Raw genomic sequence first — 20,586 nt, forward strand, 5'->3', positions numbered from 1 at the left:
AAAATAATTTCCAAGCAACGCAGAGGTCCTGGAAGGGCGGATGTCGGGAAGTTTTCTTGACAAAACGTTTAGCGGGGCCTTGAGTCGCTATAAAATAATCAGGAGGGATTTCATGGACGTTAAAAAGGTTGTAGTTCTCGGGGCGGGCGCTATGGGACACGGCATAGCGCAGGTAGCGGCGATGGCCGGTTATAAAGTGGTATTGCGCGATATCAATGAAGAGTTTGTCCAGCGAGGTTATTCACGAATCAAGGAAGACCTGGAACGCCGGGTAAAAAAGGGCAGGATGGCGGAGGCTCAGAAGAACGATCTATTGGCTGCAATCACGCCGATTGTCGATCTGAAAAAGGCGGTGAAGGATGCAGACATCATCGTGGAAGCGGTGCCGGAGATAATGAAACTGAAGCATGAGGTTTTGAGCGAGGCCGCGAAACTTTGCCCGAAGAAGACAGTTTTTGCCACCAATACCTCTTCCCTCAGCATCACGGAGATCGCCAAGGTCCTGGACAATCCCGGCCGCGTGGTCGGCCTCCACTTTTTCAATCCGGTTCCGGTCATGAAGCTCGTGGAGATTATCTACGGGGAGAAAACTGATGAAAAGTCCGTGCAGATTATTGAATCTTTTACGAAAAAATTAGGGAAAACACCAATTTATGTGCGGAAGGACGTCCCCGGTTTTGTTGTAAACAGGATTTTCGTGCCTTTTTCGAACGAGGCTGCCTGGGTATTGCACAACAAGGAGGTTGCCACGCCCTTTGAGGTGGATGCCGCAATCAAATACCGTCTAGGCTTGCCGATGGGCATGCTCGAGCTGCTCGACGTCCTGGGCAACGGCGCCATCGACGTTCAATACCATGTCAGCAATTACTTCAGGGAAACCATTGGCGAGTCGTGGGGTCCGCCGACCAATCTGACCGAGCTATTCAAGGCCGGCTTGCTGGGGAAAAAGAGCGGGAAAGGGTTTTATGACTGGTCCGATCCTGCCAATAAAAATGAAATTCCGCTGAGCGCCGGGCGCACCTTTGACCCGCTCCGGGTAGTGGTCATCGCGATCAATGAGGCGGCAAACCTGCTGATTGACAAGGTCGCGACCAAAAGCGATATTGACGTCGGCACATTGCTGGGACTCGGCTTCCCCCGCGGCATCTTGCGGATGGCTGACGATATCGGGATTGACGTAGTGGTGGATGAACTAAACAGGCTGTATAAAAATTTTAAAGAGGCGCGCTACAAGGCATCGTCATTGCTCGTGAAGATGGTAAAAGAGGGGAAGACCGGCAGGAAGGCCGGCCAGGGATTCTATTCGGCGGCGGAACCGGAAAACATCAAATTTGCGGTTGACGACAAGATGGTGGCGACGCTCACCTTGAACAGGCCCCAGCGGGCCAACGCCCTCAACCTGGCTTTCTTGGACGAGATCAATGCAGTGCTCGATGTTGTGGAAAAAGACGTCAACATCAGGTGTCTAATCATTACCGGTGCGGGCAAGAATTTCTGCGCCGGCGCTGACATGTCCGGCTTTGCGTCGGGAATCCCCGGGGATATGATGCGCTTTTCCGATCGCGGTCATGAGGTATTTACCAGATTGGAGACCTTGTCCAAGCCCGTGATTGCAGCGATAAACGGCGCCGCAATGGGCGGAGGTCTGGAGCTGGCCTTGGCTTGCGATCTGCGGATCATGAGCAGCAAGGCCTTTGTCCAGTTGCCGGAGGTCAATCTTGGCCTTTTCCCCGGCTGGGGAGGAACCCAGCGCCTGCCCCGGCTCATCGGGATGGGCAAGGCGAAGCAGGCGATCTTCATGGCGGAGAAAATCGATGCGCAAAAGGCGCTGGACTATGGCCTGGCCAATTTCATCGCGGAGCCGGAGGGGTTTGCCGAATTTGTCCAAAAGACCGCGGAAACGTTAGCAAAAACGAGTCCGCTCGGTTTGAAAATGGCGAAGAAGATCATGTATTACGGCGCCCAGGCGGATCAGCGGACCGGGCTTTTCCTGGAAGGCGCTTCCTCCGGCGACGTCTGCACAACCGATGACATCAGCGAAGGCATCACGGCCTTTATGAATAGACGCCCGGCAGTTTACAAGGGCCGGTAATCCCCATCAGCCCGCCCGTCTCCGGGGTGATCAGGGCAGAAGGGGAATTGTTCTGTAAAGGGGCAGCAAAGGGAAGGTTATGGAAGAACTGGGGGTGTTGATCTACGGTTACAACGGTGAAGACGCGTCGCGCCTCAGCGTTTTTCTTGACGATGCGGTAGGCTGTCACGTTTTCCTGATGAGCGCCTCCGGAAAAAACGGGGAGAAGGTCATTGATATCCTGGAAAACAGGGCCAACGATTCCTTTGCTGACGAAGAGACGAAAATCCTGCTGCTCCTCGGCTTTACCGAGGAGCAGGTCAGGACGGTTCTGGGCAGCTTTCCGTCGGGCGAAGGGGCGCCCCAGCGCCCCATCTTCTGCATGCTGACAGAAGAAAACCGGAACTGGCCGCTGGATCGCCTGCTTGAACACCTCGAAGCGGAACGTCGCTACTGGGCCGAAAAAAAGCCTGACGTGCAGTCATGACGGAAGCCGACATCCGGGGCGTTGAAAATCATGGATGCCCGACAAAAGCATTGTGTACATTAAGCTCCGCTTTCGGGCATGACAAAATGTTTTGCAATTGAGCCAATTGCAAAACCATTTGTCATTCCCGAATGTCTCTATCGGGAATATGGTTTTTTCAAGCAGTTAGAACCAGATTATGAACATTAAACTTCGTTTTCCCGCTCAGAATCGTTGCGGGAATGACAAGAATGGGGAGTTTTGCAATTGCCTCAATTGGCTCAGTTAAAAAAATTTATAGGGGGAAAAGAAGTGACCGGTGCAGCCGAAAAGATGGACGAGCTTAAGCAGGAGGAATTGGTCGGACTCGTTGTCGATTTTTTTCACCGGACGATGGTTCACCACACCCTCTGGTTTAAGGAAGTGGAGCATCAGATGGGGATGGCCAAGGCTCTCGATATTATGGGAGCGGTTTGGGACAAAAGCAGCGCGCTGCAGATGAAGCGTCTCTCCGAGGCCTTCGGCTTCGAGCTGGAAAACGGCGTGCCGAAGGCGCTGGCAGCGATGCCGAAGGAGAAACTCCTGGAGGTAATCGGCGATCTGGGGAAAAACTGGCTCGCCAACGACGGCATCTGGTTCCAGGAGGTCGAGAACCGTGACAGCCTCTTTGACGCCAAACGCTGCAACGATTCCTGCTGGGCCCGTTTTTCCCCGTTTGAGGCCTGGTCGATCAAGCGTTTTCTGAATCTGCCGGAAAATCCGGGGCTTCCCGGCCTGAAGCGGGCCCTGGGCTTTCGCCTGTACGCCGGGATAAACGTGCAGACGACCATCGAAGAGGGGCCAAACAGTCTGCTTTTCCAGATGAACGACTGCCGCGTCCAGACGGCGCGCAAAAGGCGGGGGCTTGCCGATTATCCGTGCAAATCGGGTGGCAGCGTTGAATACAGCACCTTCGCTGCGCAGATCGACCCGCGAATTGAAACGACCTGCGTCGCCTGTCCGCCGGACGCCCATCCCCCGGAGTGGTTCTGTGCGTGGCGCTTCACGCTTGACCAACCCATAGCAACTCTGTAGTCAATAATGCTGGTTTCGGCAAAATCCAACGCTGTCATGCCGCCGGTAAGATCTCCCTTATGTACTGAATGATATCCTCCGTCGAGGCGCCGGGGAGAAAAATTTCTTTTATTCCCGCCGCTTTCAGCCCGGGGATATCATCAACGGGGATGATTCCGCCGCCGAAAACGAGGATGTCGCCCGCCCCCTTTTCCCGGAGGAGGTTGACCACCTTCGGGAAAAGCCGGTTGTGCGCGCCGGATAGGATGGAAAGTCCTATAAGATCAACCCCTTCCTGAATTGCCGCGCTCACGATCTGTTCCGGCGTCTGCCGGATGCCGGTGTAAATTACCTCCATTCCCGCATCCCTAAGCGCCCGGGCAATGACCTTGGCGCCCCGGTCATGGCCGTCCAGTCCGGGCTTGGCGATGAGCACTCTGATCGTCCGTGCCATATATTTTCCCCTTTCCAAAAACAGTTTTATGATGGGTGCTTAACTTCCCGGATGCGAATTGAGCGCGTCCCGTCAGTTTTATGAACATTAAGCTTCTCCCGCATTCTCAGAAGATGTTACTGCTGAGTATATTCCCCGAAGACCTCCCGGAGCGTGTCCGAGATTTCGCCGAGGGTGGCATAGGCCTTGACGGCATTCAGAATCAGCGGGATTACATTATCCTCGCCCTGCGCGGCTTTTTTCAGGGCGGCCAGGGTTTCTGCAACTTTTGCGTTGTCGCGCTCCGCCTTTACCCGGGCCAGTTTCTGCTTCTGGTATTCCTCCACTTCCGGTTTGATGCGCAGGACGTCCCGCAGGGGAACCTCTTCGGTCTGATACTGGTTGATGCCGACGATGATCTGGTTTTTGGCTTCAATATCCTTCTGGTACTGATAGGCGGCATCCGCGATTTCCTTCTGAATGTAGCCGGCGGCGATCGCCTTGATCGCCCCGCCCATCTCGTCGATTTTCCTTATATATTCCAATGATTTTCGTTCGATTTCATTGGTGAGAGCCTCAACGGCGTACGAGCCGCCCAAGGGGTCGGTCATGTCGGCAACGCCGCTTTCATGGGCGATGATCTGCTGGGTTCTCAAGGCGATTTTGACGGAGCCCTCGGTCGGCAGCGCGTACGCCTCGTCGCGGGAATTGGTATGCAGCGACTGGGTGCCGCCGAGAACCGCGGCCATCGCCTGCAGGGCGACGCGGACGACGTTGTTTTCAAACTGTTGCGCGGTGAGCGTGCAGCCTGCCGTCTGGGTGTGAAACCGCAGCATGCAGGAGGAGTCCTTTTGCGCGTGGAAGCGCTCCTTCATGATCTTTGCCCAGAGGCGGCGGGCGGCCCGGAACTTCGCCACCTCTTCGAGGAAATTGTTGTGACAGCAGAAGAAAAAGGCGATCCGGGAGGCGATCGAATCGACATCGAGCCCCACCTTCATGGCCGCCTCCAGATAGGCGATGCCGTCGGCGAGCGTGAAGGCCACCTCCTGAACGGCGGTGCATCCCGCCTCCCGCATGTGGTAGCCGCTGACGCTGATCGAGTTCCATTTGGGGATATTGCTCTTGCAGAAGGCAAAGATGTCGGTCACGACCCGCATCGATTCCTGGGGAGGAAAGATGTAGGTGCCCCGCGCCGAATATTCCTTCAGAACGTCGTTTTGAATGGTCCCCTGGAGCAGTTCGCTTTTCACTCCCTGTTTTTCGGCAACCGCGATATACATGGCAAGCAGGATCGCGGCTGTGGAGTTGATGGTCATCGAGGTGGAAACCTTGTCCATCGGGATGCCGTCGAAGAGTATTTCCATGTCCTTCAGCGTGTCGATCGCCACCCCGACCTTGCCGACCTCGCCATCGGCAAGGGGATGATCGGAATCGTAACCGATCTGCGTCGGCAAATCGAAGGCGACGCTCAGCCCCGTCTGTCCCTGGGCGAGCAGGTATTTGTAACGCTGGTTGGTCTCTTCGGCGGTGGCAAAACCTGCGTACTGCCTCATCGTCCAGAAACGCCCTCGGTACATAGTCGGCTGCACCCCGCGGGTAAAAGGAAACTCCCCCGGAAAGCCAATATCCGGCAGGTAATCAGCGTCGCCGGTATCCAGCGGGGTGAAGATATTTTTCAGTTCGATATGGGATGTGGTGGCAAACGACGGGCGCCGTTCGGGCGATTTGGAGACGGCCTTTTGCAGGGTCGTTTTCTGCCAGCGTTCCAGTTCCTCGGGGGTAAGATTCGGCATAGATTACTCCTTTGTTTGTATTATTAGCCAGGTTCATTATTAGCAAGGCATCGTTGGCAATGAGAAAAATTCTCGGATCAGCAGCGGTGGCGAAAAGCAAACGATGCCGGAAGGCTTCGGCTTCTTAACACATTTCAGGATAATTACAATCGGAAAATAGTGGTGAAACATTCATTACGCCACGCCTTGAATTAATTGGAGGGACGCTTTATCGCGTTCGGGGCATCCGGCGTGCAGCCTGATTTTTTCCGGAGAAATTGATTGACACGCAGGCGGCCTTTACCTATAACCCCACGTAAAATATGAACGAAAAATAAGCCGCCATCCAAGGAGAGTGACCATGCCGAAAAGAAGCGACATCAATAAAGTTTTGATCATTGGGTCAGGTCCGATTGTCATCGGTCAGGCCTGTGAATTCGATTACTCGGGAACCCAGGCCTGCAAGGCGCTGCGCAAGCTGGGGTACAAGATTGTGCTGGTCAATTCCAATCCGGCGACCATCATGACCGATCCCGGCATGGCCGACGTCACCTACATCGAGCCGCTCAACCTGCAGTCGCTTACGGAAATTATTGAAAATGAACGCCCCGATGCGGTGCTTCCCAATCTGGGCGGGCAAACCGGCCTCAATTTGACTTCTGAGCTCTATAAGGCCGGGGTGCTGGAAAAATACGGCGTCCAGGTGATCGGCGTGCAGGTGGAAGCGATCGAACGCGGCGAGGACCGGATCGCCTTTAAAGAGACAATGAACCGTCTCGGGATAGACATGCCGAAAAGCGAGCCGGCGTACAATGTCGAGGAGGCGGAAAAGATTGCCCTCGCCCTCGGCTACCCGGTTGTAATACGCCCCGCCTATACGATGGGCGGCACCGGCGGCGGCCTTGTCTATAATGTGGAAGAGCTCCGCCTTATTGCGAGCCGGGGCATCTCTGCAAGTCTTGTCGGCCAGATCCTTGTGGAAGAGTCCGTCCTCGGTTGGGAGGAACTGGAACTTGAGGTGGTGCGGGACTCAAAAAATCAGAAAATCACCGTCTGCTTCATCGAAAATGTTGACGCGATGGGGGTGCATACGGGAGATTCCTACTGCACCGCGCCGATGCTGACGATAAGCCCCGAGCTCCAGGCCCGGCTTCAAAAATATTCTTACGACATCGTCGATGCGATCGAGGTGATCGGCGGGACGAATGTCCAGTTTGCCCATGATCCGCAAACGGACCGGGTCGTTGTCATTGAGATCAACCCCCGCACCTCCCGCTCCTCCGCCCTGGCCTCGAAAGCTACCGGCTTCCCGATCGCGCTTATCTCTTCTCTGCTGGCCGGCGGGCTGACGCTCGATGAAATTCCCTACTGGCGGGAGGGAACGCTCGACAAATATACCCCCTGGGGCGATTATGTCGTCGTCAAGTTTTCCCGCTGGGATTTCGAGAAATTCCCCGGCGCGATCGACCGGCTCGGAACGCAGATGCGCGCCGTTGGCGAGGTGATGAGCATCGGTAAAAACTACAAAGAGGCCTTCCAGAAGGCGATTCGCTCCCTCGAAAAGGGGCGGGCTGGCCTCGGGTTTGTGAAGGATTTCCACAAAAGATCTCTGGACGATCTGCTGGAAATGCTTTCGGAGCCCTCCAGCGAACGGCAGTTCATTCTCTACGAGGCCATCCGCAAGGGGGCCGCGCTCGAGGAGTTGAGTAGAAGGACCCACATCAAGGAGTGGTTTTTACAGCAGATGAAGGAACTGGTCGAGACGGAGGAGGAGATTCTCGCTTATAAAGGGAAGGCAATGCCGGACGAGCTTCTCAAAAGGGCCAAGCAGGAAGGATTTTCCGATCGCTACCTCGCCCAGATTTTGGGAAGGGGCGAAGAAGAAATCCGGCAACAAAGAACCGCGCTGGGCGCAGTCGAATGCTGGGATGCCGTGCCGGTAAGCGGGGTGGAAAATGCCGCCTACTACTATTCGACCTACAACGCCCCCGACAAGACCCGGGCCAGTGAAAACAGGAAGAAAATCATGGTGCTCGGCGGCGGTCCCAACCGGATCGGGCAGGGGATAGAGTTTGACTATTGCTGCGTCCATGCGGCCTTCACGCTCAGGGACGAGGGCTATGAATCGATCATGGTCAACTGCAACCCGGAAACTGTTTCGACCGATTACGACACCTCGGACAAGCTCTATTTCGAGCCGCTGACGGTCGAGGATGTGCTGGCGATCTACGAAAAGGAAAAGCCGGAGGGGGTTATCGTCCAGTTCGGCGGTCAGACGCCGCTGAATCTGGCCAGGCAGCTCTCCCAGGCGGGGGTTCGCGTCATCGGCACCTCGCCCGATACGATCGACTTGGCCGAAGACCGCGATCTCTTCAAAAAAATGATGGAGAAGCTCGGCATTCCCATGCCGGCGTCGGGCATGGCGAGCAATTTCACCGAAGCGATAGGCATTGCCGAAAGGGTCGGCTATCCGCTGATGGTGAGACCGTCGTATGTCCTCGGCGGTCGCGGGATGGAGGTTGTGCATGACGAGGAGATGCTCAAGCGCTATGTCGAAGCGGCGGTCGGGGTGACCCCGGAGCGGCCGATCCTGATCGACAAATTTCTCGAAAATGCGATCGAGTGCGAGGCGGACGCGATCTGTGACGGGACGGACGCCTTTGTCCCGGCGATCATGGAGCATATAGAGCTTGCCGGCATCCATTCGGGCGATTCCGCCTGCGTGATCCCGCCGATCAGCATTTCCGCGCGTCATCAGGAGACGATCAGGGACTACACCAAACGCATTGCGATCGAGCTGGGGGTGGTCGGGCTGATGAACATCCAGTACGCCATTGCCGGGGAGATGGTCTATATCCTCGAGGCGAACCCCCGGGCCTCGCGCACAGTTCCTCTTGTTTCGAAGGTTTGCAATATCTCGATGGCCAGAGTCGCCACACAGGTCATGCTGGGAAGAAAATTGGGGGATTTGCAGATCAAGCAGGGCTCCTTTACCCACTTTGGGGTGAAGGAGTCTGTTTTCCCGTTTAACATGTTCCAGGAGGTCGATCCGGTGCTTGGTCCGGAGATGCGTTCCACCGGCGAGGTGCTTGGGCTCGCGGCTTCCTTCGGCCTGGCCTTTTACAAGGCTGAGGAGGCCGCCCAGCAGGTTCTTCCCCGGGAAGGAACGGTTCTCATTACGGTAAATGATCAAGACAAGGGCGGCGCTCTGGAGGTTGCCCGGGCCTTTGGGCAGATGGGTTTTGCGATTTTGGCGACCAGAGGGACGCAGGAATTTCTCGCTGCCAACAACGTGACGGCGCAGTCAATCCTGAAAGCGCACGAGGGCCGTCCGAATATCGTCGATGCGATCAAAAACGGGGAGATCAATCTGGTGATCAATACCCCGGCGGGAAGACTGAGCCAGACGGACGACTCCTACATCCGCAAGGCGGCAATCAAGTATAAGGTTCCATATATTACAACGATTGCGGCCGCAGTCGCCGCCGCAAAAGGGATCGCCGCCTTCCGTCAGGGACACGGCCGGGCGAAGTCCCTGCAGGATTACCATCGCGATATCCGCTGAGCTGCTGTTGTTACGACGGCCTGCGTCACGGTCGAGGACGCTGCCGATTATTCTTCCGGAAGCAGGCTCAGCAAAAATCTGTTGACAGAATGCGCCATTACGTGTTAGGAGGCACCGGAAAGTAAGCGAAAGCCGGGCGTGCAGGGTTGCAGTATCGGCGGAAAGAGTGGGTAAGAGGCAGCATGGATGTGCCGCCGCACTTTCTGTTCTTGCCGACTTCAGCAGACCATTTATGAGGGGTTAAGCGGGAGCTTGACCCTTTTTTGTTTAAGAATGCCGGTTGCTCGTTATTTGAAATGATTGTTATAGCGGTTGTCAGGGGATGTCGTTTCCGCCAGGCGAAACACGCGCACTGATCTCCGGCGTCAGGGGCTTTTGCCCATCAAACGCCACGGAACAGGACGTCTCCTTTCCAACCGTCATACGGCAGGCAACTGCCGCCGTTCACCCCCGCGAGGGAAATTTGGGAGTCATTAAACTCCGTTTTCGCGGGCATCACCGCAAAGTTATTTGCAGAGCTTCATCACGCTGAGAGTGCGACTTGGCAAGAAGGAGTCAAGGAGTATTATCAGTGAATTTTGAACAGTTTTCTTTAGATCCGCATCTATTGTCCGCAATCCGTGCGGAAGGCTACACGTCGCCTACCCCGATCCAGGAGCAGGCGATGCCCCCCGTTCTGGCCGGCAGGGACGTTCTGGGACTGGCGCAGACCGGTACCGGCAAAACCGCCGCCTTCGTGCTGCCAATCCTCCAGCGCCTGATTGCAGAACAGTGCTTGGTCGAAAGGGCCCGTCCCACTCATGAAAGGGACAAAGCCCCGGGGACGAAGCGTCATATCCGTGCCCTTATCGTCGCGCCGACCCGGGAGCTGGCCGAGCAGATCCATCAGGCGACGGTTTCCCTGGGGCGCAATACCAGCGTCAAGAGCGCCACTATTTATGGTGGGGTGAGCAAGGGGCCGCAGCTTATTACCCTGCGCCGCGGCGTGGAGATCGTCATCGCCTGCCCGGGAAGGCTCCTCGACCATCTCGGCGAAGGCAACATTGATTTGAGCCATGTCGAAGTGTTGGTTTTAGACGAGGCGGATCGCATGTGCGACATGGGTTTTTTACCCGATATCAAGCGCATAATCCGCTCCCTGCCGGCAAAGCGCCAGACGCTCTTTTTTTCCGCGACCATGCCCGATGACATCCGCTCCCTGGCGGATGGGATTTTGAGCAATCCGATCAGCGTGCAGATCGGCATGATCGCCCCGGCCAAAACCGTCACCCATGCCCTCTATCCGGCGCCGGACGGACGCAAAACGGATCTGCTTTTAGCGATGCTGCAGCAGACGCCGACCGGGCGCGTTCTGATCTTTACCCGCACCAAACACCGTGCCCGCAACCTGGCCAGCAGTCTGGAAAAGAGCAATTACCGCGTTTCGGCCCTCCAGGGAAATATGACTCAGAATCGCCGTCAGGATGCGATCAACGGGTTCAAGGGGAGCAAGTACGACATCCTCGTTGCCACCGACATCGCCGCGCGCGGCATTGACGTTTCGGAGATCTCGCATGTAATCAACTTTGACATGCCCGATACGGTGGACGCCTACACCCACCGGATAGGCCGGACGGGGCGGGCCCTGCAGACCGGCGAGGCCTTCACCTTTTCCTCCCCCGCGGACGAGATTATTATCCGGCAGATCGAACAGGTTCTGGGCGCCCGGATTGAACGCCGCCGCCTTCCCGATTTTGACTACGGCAGTCAGGTGCAGGAAAGCGCCTTTATTTCCACGCGCCCCCAGCAGCCCAGGCCGCAGGTAAGACGTTTGAATATGGGTGCGGCACGCCCTGCCCAGGGACAGGCCGCTTCCCGAACCAGGCCGGCTTATGCGGCCCAGAGGCGGGGCGGCGATCCAGCGGGCGCTCGGACTTCCCGCAGTCAAACTGCCCCCCAGCGTCGCAAAGCGCTGCCCTCGTCTGCGGCGGTGCGACGCGCCTGGTAACGGCAACGCGAAAAAGCGTCAAAAGCGGTGAGTGCGCCTCTTTCCCGGAATAAAAGGGTGTAATTTATTGAAGATTGTGCGATAATTAACCCGCAAGGGCCACCCCATACATATATGAGTTAAGCCTGATCATTTAACCCCTAACCTTTTGGGGAAATGGGCGGATACAATTTAGACCCCGTTTCTCGCAATGGCAGAAACGGGGTTTTTATTTTGGAGATATCGGGCGTGAACGTGAGCAATTACAAGATAGGGGAGCTTTTGCTCCGTCTGAAGTCGCACCTGCGCAGGGACCTTGGGAAAACACATGACGTGGATGAGCCGCCGCTGCGCGCAGAGTTGTTCAGCGCCGACCAGATGGAGCAGCACGGCAAGAAACTGGCGAGTTTACACCAATTGAATCCTGTTCATACCCCGGAGCTGCTTTTGGCGCGGCTGGCGGAAAACGAGGTCATTCTGCTGGGCGTCCGCAACCTGTTGACCGAAGCGGCTAAGGACAACCGCCGGATTACGCCTGCCGGAGAATGGCTGCTCGATAACTTCTACCTGATCGAAGAGCAGATTCGCATTGCCAGGCGGCATCTGCCAAAGGGTTATAGCCGGGAGCTGCCCCGTTTGCTGAATGGCCCCTCGGCCGACCTTCCGCGTGTTTATGACATTGCGCTTTCGACTATTTCCCACGGCGATGGGCGGGCCGATCCGGAGAGTCTTCGCCGGTTTGTTGCCGCCTATCAGGGCATAACTGTCCTCAAGTTGGGCGAGTTGTGGGCCATCCCCATCATGTTGCGCCTGGCGCTGATCGAGAATCTCCGTCGCATTGCCGCCCGGATCGCGACGGACAGAATAGACCGTAATCTGGCCGATTACTGGGCGGATCGGATGACCGAGAGCGCCGCCAAGGATCCGAAGAACCTGATTCTGGTGATTGCGGACATGGCCAGATCGAATCCGCCCTTAGTCAGTTCGTTTGTCGCAGAAATGACCCGCCGCCTGCAGGGGCAGGGCCCCGCTCTGGCGCTGCCCCTGACCTGGATCGAGCAGCGCCTCTCCGAGGACGGTCAGGCCATCAAACAACTCGTGGATGCGGAGACCCAGCAGCAGGCCGCCGACCAGATCTCCATGAGCAACAGCATCGGCAGCCTCCGTTTCCTTGGTGCGATGGACTGGCGGGAGTTCGTCGAGATGATGAGCGCAGTCAATCAGATTCTGCAGGAAGATCCCGCCGCTCTTTATGGCTTGATGGATTTTTCGACCCGGGACCGGTACCGCCATGTTATAGAGAAGATCGCGAAGTTCAGCCGATTATCCGAGGGAGAAATCGCGCGTCTGGCGATCGGGCTCGCCCGGAAGGGAGAAGCCGAAAAAGGCGTCGCTAACCGCACGGCGCATGTCGGCTTCTACCTGATCGATCAGGGAGCTGCCGAGCTGGACAGTCTGGCCGAGGTGCGCTGGCCGCCCTCCGAAGCGCTCCGGAAATGGAGCCGGCGACGTCCTTTCCTGCTCTATGGCGGCGCGATCCTCCTTTTGACACTGTCCTTTTTATGGATATTGCTGAATAACCCATATACCGGAGGATTGCGTGAGTGGCCGCTGTTGCTCACGGGCGTGCTGCTGCTTTTGGGCACCAGTCATCTGGCAATCGCCCTGGTGAACTGGTTGGCGACGCTGCTGGTTATGCCGCAGCCGTTGCCGCGCCTGGACTTCTCCGAGGGAATCCCGGCGCAATTTCGCACCCTGGCCGTGGTTCCGACGATGCTTGCCAGCGCCCGGAACATTGCGGAACTGATTGAGGCCATGGAGGTCCGTTTCCTTGCCAATCGGGACGATAACCTGCATTTCGCGCTGCTGACCGATTTTCGCGATGCCCCCGCTGAAACTTTGCCGGAGGATGAAGGTCTGCTGCGGCTGGTCCAAACGGGGATCGAAGGCCTCAATAAAAAGTACAGGAACCTGAATGGCGACAGCTTCTTCCTTTTCCATCGTCCGCGCCGCTGGAATCCGCAGGACCGGATCTGGATGGGTTACGAACGTAAGCGGGGGAAACTTGCTGATTTGAATGCCCTGCTGCGGGGCGACCCCGCGGATGGTTCCGGGGCCCGCTTTTCGCTTGTTGTCGGTGATACGGCCGCTTTGACAAATGTGAAATACGTGATCACCTTAGACACCGATACCCAGTTGCCGCGCGATGCCGCCCGTCAGTTTGCGGGGGCCATGGCGCATCCGCTCAACCGGGCCCGCTACGACGATGCCCTGGGGCGCATCAGCGAGGGATATGGAATCCTCCAGCCCCGGGTGGCGGTAAGCCTGACCGGCCTGAACCGGTCGCGGTACGCGGTTATGTGCGGGAGCGATCCCGGCATTGATCCCTATACGCGGGTCGTATCCGATGTTTACCAGGACCTGTTCGGCGAGGGATCATTCATCGGCAAGGGCATCTATGATGTGGATGCCTTCGAAGCGGCGCTCAAGGAGCGTTTTCCCGAGAACCGGATTCTCAGCCACGATCTTATCGAAGGGTGTTACGCCCGGGCGGGTCTCTTGAGCGATGTGCAGCTCTATGAGGAGCATCCCTCCCGCTACAGCGCGGATGTGAGCCGCCGTTATCGGTGGATCCGCGGGGACTGGCAGCTTTTGAGATGGCTGTTGCCAGGCGTTCCCGGCCCCACCGGGCAACCGCAAAAAAATCCGCTCTCCAATTTGTCCCGCTGGAAGATCCTCGATAATCTGCGGCGCTCTCTGACGCCGGCGGCCCTGACCTGTTTATTGCTTTTGGCCTGGACTTCCCTGTCGCCGGCCTGGTACTGGACCTGCGTGGTGCTCGGGATTATCCTGATTCCCGCGGTGCTGACTTCCCTCCTTGATGGGCTTCAGAAACCGGCGGAGGTCCTTTTCAGCCAGCATCTGAGCGTCGTCCTGCGTTCCGCCGGCAGGCGCTTCGCCCAGGCCGCCTTTACATTCGCCTGTCTGCCGTACGAGGCTTTTTTCAGCATGGAGGCAATCCTGCGCACGGCCTGGCGGATGCTGATCTCGCACCGGCGGTTTCTCGAATGGAATCCGTCGGGGGGGCCGGAGCGCAACCGCGGCGATCTGGTCGGCGCCTTTCGGACCATGTTTTTCGCCCCGGCGCTGGCCGCTGCCACTCTTATCGCCCTTACTATGTTTCGGCCGAATTCCTTGGGCGTGGCCGTGCCCATCCTGCTTTTCTGGTTTCTATCCCCCGCGCTTGCCTGGTGGATAAGCAGGCCGCTGGTGCGCCGCGAAGCGAGTCTGACGAAGGAGCAAACCCTCTTTATCAGAGTGCTGTCGCGGAAAACATGGGCATTCTTCGAGACCTTCGTTGGGCCGGAAGATCATTGGCTGCCGCCGGACAACTTTCAGGAGAAACCCTCCCCCGTGGTCGCTCACCGCACGTCGCCGACCAACATTGGCCTGGCGCTCCTTGCCAACCTGTCTGCCTATGACTTCGGCTACCTCTTGGCGGGACAACTCATCGAGCGCACGCAGAATGCCTTTCAAACCATGGAAGCCCTGGAACGTTATCAGGGACATTTCTATAACTGGTACGATACCCGCTCCCTGAAACCGCTGACGCCCCTCTACATCTCTTCAGTGGACAGCGGCAACCTGGCGGGTCACTTGCTGACGCTGCGGCCGGGGCTGCTGGCGCTTCCCGATCAAAAAATCACGGGGCCGCGACTATGGGAGGGGCTTGGCGACACACTGAAGGTCCTTGCGGACGAGGCAGCCGTCACCCCGGGAATGATTCCCCCGGTCCGACTCGCAAAGTTTACGCAGCTTCTGGAGGCCGCGCTCGCCTCCCCGCCGGCAACGCTAGCCGCAGTGATTCTTTGCCTGGAACAGCTTGCAGCTTCCGCCGCGGAATTGATCGCCGCAGGCGAAGGTCTCGACACCGATCCCGAGAGCTCCCTGCGGGTATGGACGCGGGCCCTTGCCGGACAATGCCAAGCGGCGCTCGCTGAGCTTTCCCTTTTGGCGCCGGGGGCGGCCGGGCCTGTCCCTCCCGCTGATTCCGGGGAGTGGGATGGGATTCCGACGCTGCGCCAATTAGCCAAACTGGGGGGAGGCGCGGCAAGTCAGCGCGCCGCAGAACGGATAGAGACAATCGAACAACTGGCACGGCAATGCGGCGGGCTCGCCCGGAGCGAATACGGATTCCTGTTCAATAAGGCCCGCAAGCTGCTGTCCATCGGGTACAACGTCACGGAACACAAGCAGGATCAGAGCTTTTATGACCTGCTGGCTTCTGAGGCACGGTTCAGCACCTTCGTGGCGATTGCCCAGGGGCTTCTGCCTCAGGAGAGCTGGTTCGCCCTGGGACGTCTGCTCACCACTGCCGGCGGGGAGCAGATCCTCCTTTCGTGGAGCGGCTCGATGTTCGAATACCTGATGCCGCTTCTGGTGATGCCGACTTACGAAAACACCCTGCTCGATCAGACCATGAAGGCGGCGGTGGCCAGGCAGATCGAATATGGGCGGCAGCGCGGGATGCCCTGGGGCAGTTCCGAATCGGGTTACAACGCAATCGATGTGCACCAGAACTACCAGTACCGGGCCTTTGGCGTGCCGGGCCTCGGCCTCAAACGCGGGCTTGCCGAAGATCTGGTCATTGCGCCCTATGCCTCGGCGATGGCGTTGATGGTTGCCCCGGAAGAGGCGTGCCGGAATCTCGAACGCCTCGCGGCGGAGGGGTTTGGCGGGCGCTACGGCTTCTATGAGGCGATCGACTACACGCCTTCGCGTCTGCCGCGCGGGCAGGGAAGCGCCGTGGTCCGCTCCTTCATGACCCATCACCAGGGCATGAGCCTCCTGTCTCTGGCATTTTTGCTCCTCGACCGGCCAATGCAGAAACGATTTGAGTCGGAACCCCGGTTTCAGGCGACCCTGCTGCTGCTCCAGGAACGAATTCCCCAGTCAACAGCTTTTTATGCGCACATTGCCGATTCCTCCGACAACCATCGGGACTTAAGCCCTCAGGCGCCGCCGATTCGTGTTTTCAGCAGTCCCGATTCACCGGTTCCGGAGGTGCAGTTGCTGTCGAACGGCCGCTACCATGTGATGGTGACGAGCGCGGGCGGCGGCTACAGCCGCTGGAAGGATCTCGCCGTCACGCGCTGGCGCGAAGACAGCACCTGCGACTCCTGGGGGAGCTTCTATTACATCCGTGATGTCCAGAGCGGTGAGTTCTGGGCCGCTTCCTCTCAGCCGACTCCCCAACGAGCGGACCGTTACGAGGCGATCTTTTCAGAGGGGCGGGCGGAGTTCCGTCGCCTCGACCACGGCATCGATACCCATACGGAGATCGCCGTTTCCCCCGAAGACGATATCGAGCTGCGCCGCATCACCATCACCAACGCATCTGAAAGGAAAAGAACCATTGACGTCACGAGTTACGCGGAGGTCGTGCTCGCCTCGCCGGCTGCCGATGCATTACATCCGGCGTTCAGCAATCTCTTTGTCCAGACAGAGATTCTCCACCGGGAGCGGGCGATTTTCTGCACCCGGCGCCCCCGGTCCCAGGGGGAGCCAATCCCTTGTATGTTTCATCTGATGGCCGTTCAGTGTGCGGATCTCGGGGAAATATCCTATGAAACCGATCGCCTGCAGTTTATCGGCCGCGGCAATACCGTTGCCAACCCCCGGGCGATGACGGATTTATCGGACCTGACGGGCAGGGAGGGTTCCGTACTGGATCCGATCGTCTCGATCCGTTGTCTAATCATGCTGGAGCCGGACGAAAAGGCCACTCTCAGCATTGTCACCGGGGTGGGGGAGACGCGCGCCGCCGCCCTGGGCCTGGTGGAAAAATACCAGGATCGGCGTCTGGCGGACCGGGTCTTCGATCTGGCGTGGACGTACAGTCATGTGCTTCTGCGGCAGATCAACGCCACCGAGGCCGACGCCCAGCTTTACGGGCATCTCGCCGGTTCGGTGATCTATGCCAATGCCTCGATGCGGGCCGATGCGGGCATTATCCTGAAGAACCGCCGCGGTCAATCGGGGCTGTGGGGATACTCCATCTCCGGCGATCTGCCGATCGTCCTGCTTTCGATCGAAGATCCGGCAAATATCGAGCTGGTACGCCAGCTTGTGCAGGCCCACGCGTACTGGTTGCTCAAGGGACTGGCGGTGGATCTGGTAATCTGGAACGAAGATCATGCGGGTTACCGGCAACTGCTCCACGACCAGATCATGGGGCTGATTGCCGCCGGCGTCGAAACCAACGTGACGGACAAACGCGGCAGTATCTTCGTGAGACCCGCAGACCAGATCGCGAACGAGGACCGTATCCTGATCCAGACAGTCGCCCGCGCCATCATCAGCGACTCCCGAGGATCTCTTGCCGACCAGCTCAGCCGTCAAAAGACTGTCGAGATGGCCGTGCCGCGCCTGACGCTGTCCCGGACTCACCGCGCCGCCGGCCCGGTTCTGGCCGCGCTTCCCCGCCCCGACCTGATTTTTTTCAATGGACTCGGCGGATTCACCCCCGATGGGCGTGAGTACGTCATTTCTACCGCGCCGGGCCAGACTACCCCGGCGCCGTGGGTGAATGTCCTGGCGAATCCAAATTTCGGCACGGTTCTGTCCGAAAGCGGCTCCGCCTACACCTGGGCCGAAAATGCCCACGAGTTTCGTCTGACCCCCTGGCACAACGACCCCGTAAGCGACACGAGCGGGGAGGCCTTTTACATCCGCGATGAAGAGCGCGGCGACTTCTGGTCCCCAATGTCGCTGCCTGCCCGCGGGATGACGCCGTACGTCGCCCGGCACGGATTCGGCTACAGCGTCTTCGAACACACGGAGCGCAGCATCCGCTCCGAGGTGTGGGTTTATGTGGCCCCGGACGCGCCCGTCAAGTTCACAGTGCTGAAGATCAAAAACGAGTCGGGCCGTTTTCGGCAGCTCTCCGTCACGGGCTATGCAGAGTGGGTGCTGGGGGATTTGCGACCGAAATCGGCCATGCACGTGGCGACTGAAATTGACCCCGCAAGCGGGGGGCTCTTCGCGCGGAACCCATACAATACTGAATTTCCCGGCCGGACCGCTTTTTTCAACACGGACGGCGCGAAGCGGACAGTGAGCGGCGACCGGACGGAGTTTTTGGGACGTAACGGCACGCATGCAAGTCCGGCGGCGATGAGCCGGTCGCGGCTTTCCGGCCGCGTTGGGGCTTCTTTGGATCCCTGCGCCGCGATTCAGGTTTATGTTGGGCTTGCCGACGGCGAGGAGCGGGAGATCGTCTTCACGCTCGGTGCGGAGAAGGATGTTGCCGCCGCTCGGCGCCTGGCGAATCGTTTTCGGGGAGCGGCGGCGGCGCGGGAGGCGCTGGAAGCGGTGTGGCAGTACTGGAAAAATACGCTCGGCGCCGTCCAGGTGGAAACGCCCGATGCTTCCCTCAACGTGCTGGCCAACGGCTGGCTTTTGTATCAGACCCTGGCGTGTCGCCTCTGGGCGCGCAGCGGTTATTACCAGTCCGGAGGGGCCTTCGGTTTCCGCGACCAGTTGCAGGATGTGATGGCCCTCATCCACACCGAACCGCGGCTTACCCGCGAGCATCTGCTCCTCTGCGCGTCCCGTCAGTTTTCCGAAGGGGACGTCCAGCACTGGTGGCACCCCCCCTCAGGCCGGGGCGTGCGGACCCACTGCTCGGATGATTACCTCTGGCTGCCACTGGCGACGTGCCGCTACGTCACGGCTACCGGAGACACCGGCGTCCTCGACGCGTCCATTCCTTTCGTCCTGGGGCGTCCGGTCAATGCGGAGGAAGATTCGTATTACGATCTGCCCTCCCGTTCCGGGGAAACGGCCGGGCTCTATGAACACTGTGTGCGGGCGATTCAGCGGGGGCTCCGGTTCGGAGAACATGGATTGCCGCTCATCGGCTCCGGAGACTGGGACGACGGCATGAACCTGGTGGGCGCCGAGGGAAAAGGCGAAAGCGTCTGGCTGGGGTTCTTTCTCTATGATGTTCTGACGTGGTTCGCCGGGTTGGCGCGCACACGCGGCGACATCTCCTTTGCCGACCGCTGTGAACTGGAAGCGGCGCAGTTGCGTCAGAATATAGAGAAAAATGGCTGGGATGGCAAGTGGTATCGCCGCGCCTACTTTGACGACGGCACGCCGCTGGGTTCTGCCGAAAACGCCGAATGCCAAATCTCTTCCATTTCACAGAGCTGGTCGGTTCTGTCCGGGGCAGGGGAGCCCGGCCGCTCCCGACTGGCCATGGAAGCGGTGGAGCGGCGGCTCGTGCGCAGGGAATACGGTCTGATCCAGCTCATCGATCCGCCCTTCGACAAGTCAATGCTGAATCCCGGCTACGTAAAAGGGTATGTGCCCGGTGTCAGGGAAAACGGCGGACAGTACACGCATGCGGCGATCTGGGCGGCTATGGCTTTTGCCGCCCTGGGCGACGCCCCGCACGCCTGGGAACTGCTGACGATGATCAATCCTGTGAACCATGCCAAATCTCCCGAGGCTATTGCAACCTACAAAGTCGAGCCGTACGTCGTTGCGGCTGACGTTTATTCCGTGCAGCCGCACACCGGCAGGGGCGGCTGGACATGGTACACGGGTTCGGCTGGCTGGCTCTACCGGCTCGTTATGGAGTCGCTCCTCGGCTTGACCATCGAGGGGGACAGACTGAGTTTCGCACCGCTTCTTCCTGTGGATTGGGAGGGCTTCACGGTGCATTACCGTTATCGGGAAACCGTTTACCACATCGCCGTCCTGTCCACGCCTGCCGTCGCTGGTCGGGCGGGGGTGACGGTTGACGGCGACTTGCGGACCGGGCAGTCAATTACCCTTGTGGACGATCGCCGGGAACACTCGGTCGAGGTCCGAATATTTGAAAAATAGAGCGTGACGGAGAGTGCCCATTTATATGAAACCCCCCCCTTACCCCCCTTTACCAAAGGGGGGTAAGGGGGGGGTTTTCATGCTTCGTTGTGCCCGACACGGGCATGGGGGTTCTTTACAAAAGGAAAGCATGCACTTGAAAAATATTTTTTCTTGTTATAGTCAATCACCTGCTTGTTTACTATGTGGGAATTTACCATTTCGGAAAGATTCTCTAAACGCGGTTTCGGGGGGTTATCAGAATGATTGCAAACCGGGAAAGGGACGGTAATGCTATGAATGAGGCGCTGCATCGATGGACGTTCAGCCGCATTGGCGGTGTTGACCAGGTAGTTCTAAAGAATGGAGACGATATTGCCTGTCTG

8 protein-coding genes are annotated in these 20,586 nt (G+C 58.3%); 6 read left to right on the forward strand and 2 right to left on the reverse strand.

What is annotated here, in order from left to right; all coding sequences use genetic code 11:
- Positions 1 to 112 precede the first annotated feature (112 nt).
- The 3 genes from K0B01_08740 (at position 113) to K0B01_08750 (ending at position 3,611) form a co-directional block, all read left to right on the forward strand.
- Positions 113 to 2,092 (forward strand): 3-hydroxyacyl-CoA dehydrogenase/enoyl-CoA hydratase family protein, encoded by a 1,980-nt coding sequence (locus tag K0B01_08740; GenBank protein MBW6486218.1) that lies wholly within the window; start codon positions 113 to 115, stop codon positions 2,090 to 2,092.
- A 79-nt stretch (positions 2,093 to 2,171) separates the two neighbouring features.
- Entirely contained in the window at positions 2,172 to 2,558 is a 387-nt protein-coding gene (locus K0B01_08745; GenBank protein ID MBW6486219.1) for a DUF3783 domain-containing protein, read from the forward strand.
- A gap of 312 nt (positions 2,559 to 2,870) precedes the next feature.
- A complete protein-coding gene (locus K0B01_08750; GenBank protein MBW6486220.1) occupies positions 2,871 to 3,611 on the forward strand; it encodes a cytosolic protein in 741 nt (246 codons plus the stop codon).
- 34 nt (positions 3,612 to 3,645) lie between these two features.
- Here K0B01_08750 and K0B01_08755 read toward each other — a convergent pair whose 3' ends face one another.
- Together K0B01_08755 and K0B01_08760 are read right to left on the reverse strand one after the other, a co-directional pair.
- Positions 3,646 to 4,044 (reverse strand): cobalamin B12-binding domain-containing protein, encoded by a 399-nt coding sequence (locus tag K0B01_08755; GenBank protein MBW6486221.1) that lies wholly within the window; start codon positions 4,042 to 4,044, stop codon positions 3,646 to 3,648.
- Between the two features lie 116 nt (positions 4,045 to 4,160).
- Positions 4,161 to 5,816 carry a methylmalonyl-CoA mutase family protein gene (locus K0B01_08760; protein MBW6486222.1) on the reverse strand — a complete coding sequence of 552 codons (1,656 nt, stop codon included), beginning with the start codon at positions 5,814 to 5,816 and terminating at the stop codon, positions 4,161 to 4,163.
- 340 nt (positions 5,817 to 6,156) lie between these two features.
- Here K0B01_08760 and carB point away from each other — a divergent pair, with 340 nt between their 5' ends.
- The 3 genes from carB to K0B01_08775 all read left to right on the forward strand — a co-directional run bounded on the left by carB (position 6,157) and on the right by K0B01_08775 (position 20,221).
- On the forward strand, positions 6,157 to 9,360 hold the full coding sequence (carB, locus tag K0B01_08765; protein MBW6486223.1) for a carbamoyl-phosphate synthase large subunit: 3,204 nt from the start codon (positions 6,157 to 6,159) through the stop codon (positions 9,358 to 9,360).
- Positions 9,361 to 10,024: 664 nt separating this feature from the next.
- Positions 10,025 to 11,347, forward strand: coding sequence for a DEAD/DEAH box helicase (locus K0B01_08770; protein MBW6486224.1), 1,323 nt, complete (start codon positions 10,025 to 10,027; stop codon positions 11,345 to 11,347).
- Positions 11,348 to 11,575: 228 nt separating this feature from the next.
- Positions 11,576 to 20,221 (forward strand): hypothetical protein, encoded by an 8,646-nt coding sequence (locus K0B01_08775; protein ID MBW6486225.1) that lies wholly within the window; start codon positions 11,576 to 11,578, stop codon positions 20,219 to 20,221.
- Positions 20,222 to 20,586 lie beyond the last annotated feature (365 nt).

The organism is Syntrophobacterales bacterium (assembly GCA_019429105.1).
Lineage (GTDB): Bacteria > Desulfobacterota > Syntrophia > Syntrophales > UBA5619 > DYTH01.

Bases quoted from the DNA above. Each gene is read 5' to 3' on its own strand.
- K0B01_08740 (MBW6486218.1), top strand. From the start codon at position 113: ATGGACGTTAAAAAGGTTGTAGTTCTCGGGGCGGGCGCTATGGGACAC.
- K0B01_08745 (MBW6486219.1), top strand. From the start codon at position 2,172: ATGGAAGAACTGGGGGTGTTGATCTACGGTTACAACGGTGAAGACGCG.
- K0B01_08750 (MBW6486220.1), top strand. From the start codon at position 2,871: ATGGACGAGCTTAAGCAGGAGGAATTGGTCGGACTCGTTGTCGATTTT.
- K0B01_08755 (MBW6486221.1), bottom strand. From the start codon at position 4,044: ATGGCACGGACGATCAGAGTGCTCATCGCCAAGCCCGGACTGGACGGC.
- K0B01_08760 (MBW6486222.1), bottom strand. From the start codon at position 5,816: ATGCCGAATCTTACCCCCGAGGAACTGGAACGCTGGCAGAAAACGACC.
- carB (MBW6486223.1), top strand. From the start codon at position 6,157: ATGCCGAAAAGAAGCGACATCAATAAAGTTTTGATCATTGGGTCAGGT.
- K0B01_08770 (MBW6486224.1), top strand. From the start codon at position 10,025: ATGCCCCCCGTTCTGGCCGGCAGGGACGTTCTGGGACTGGCGCAGACC.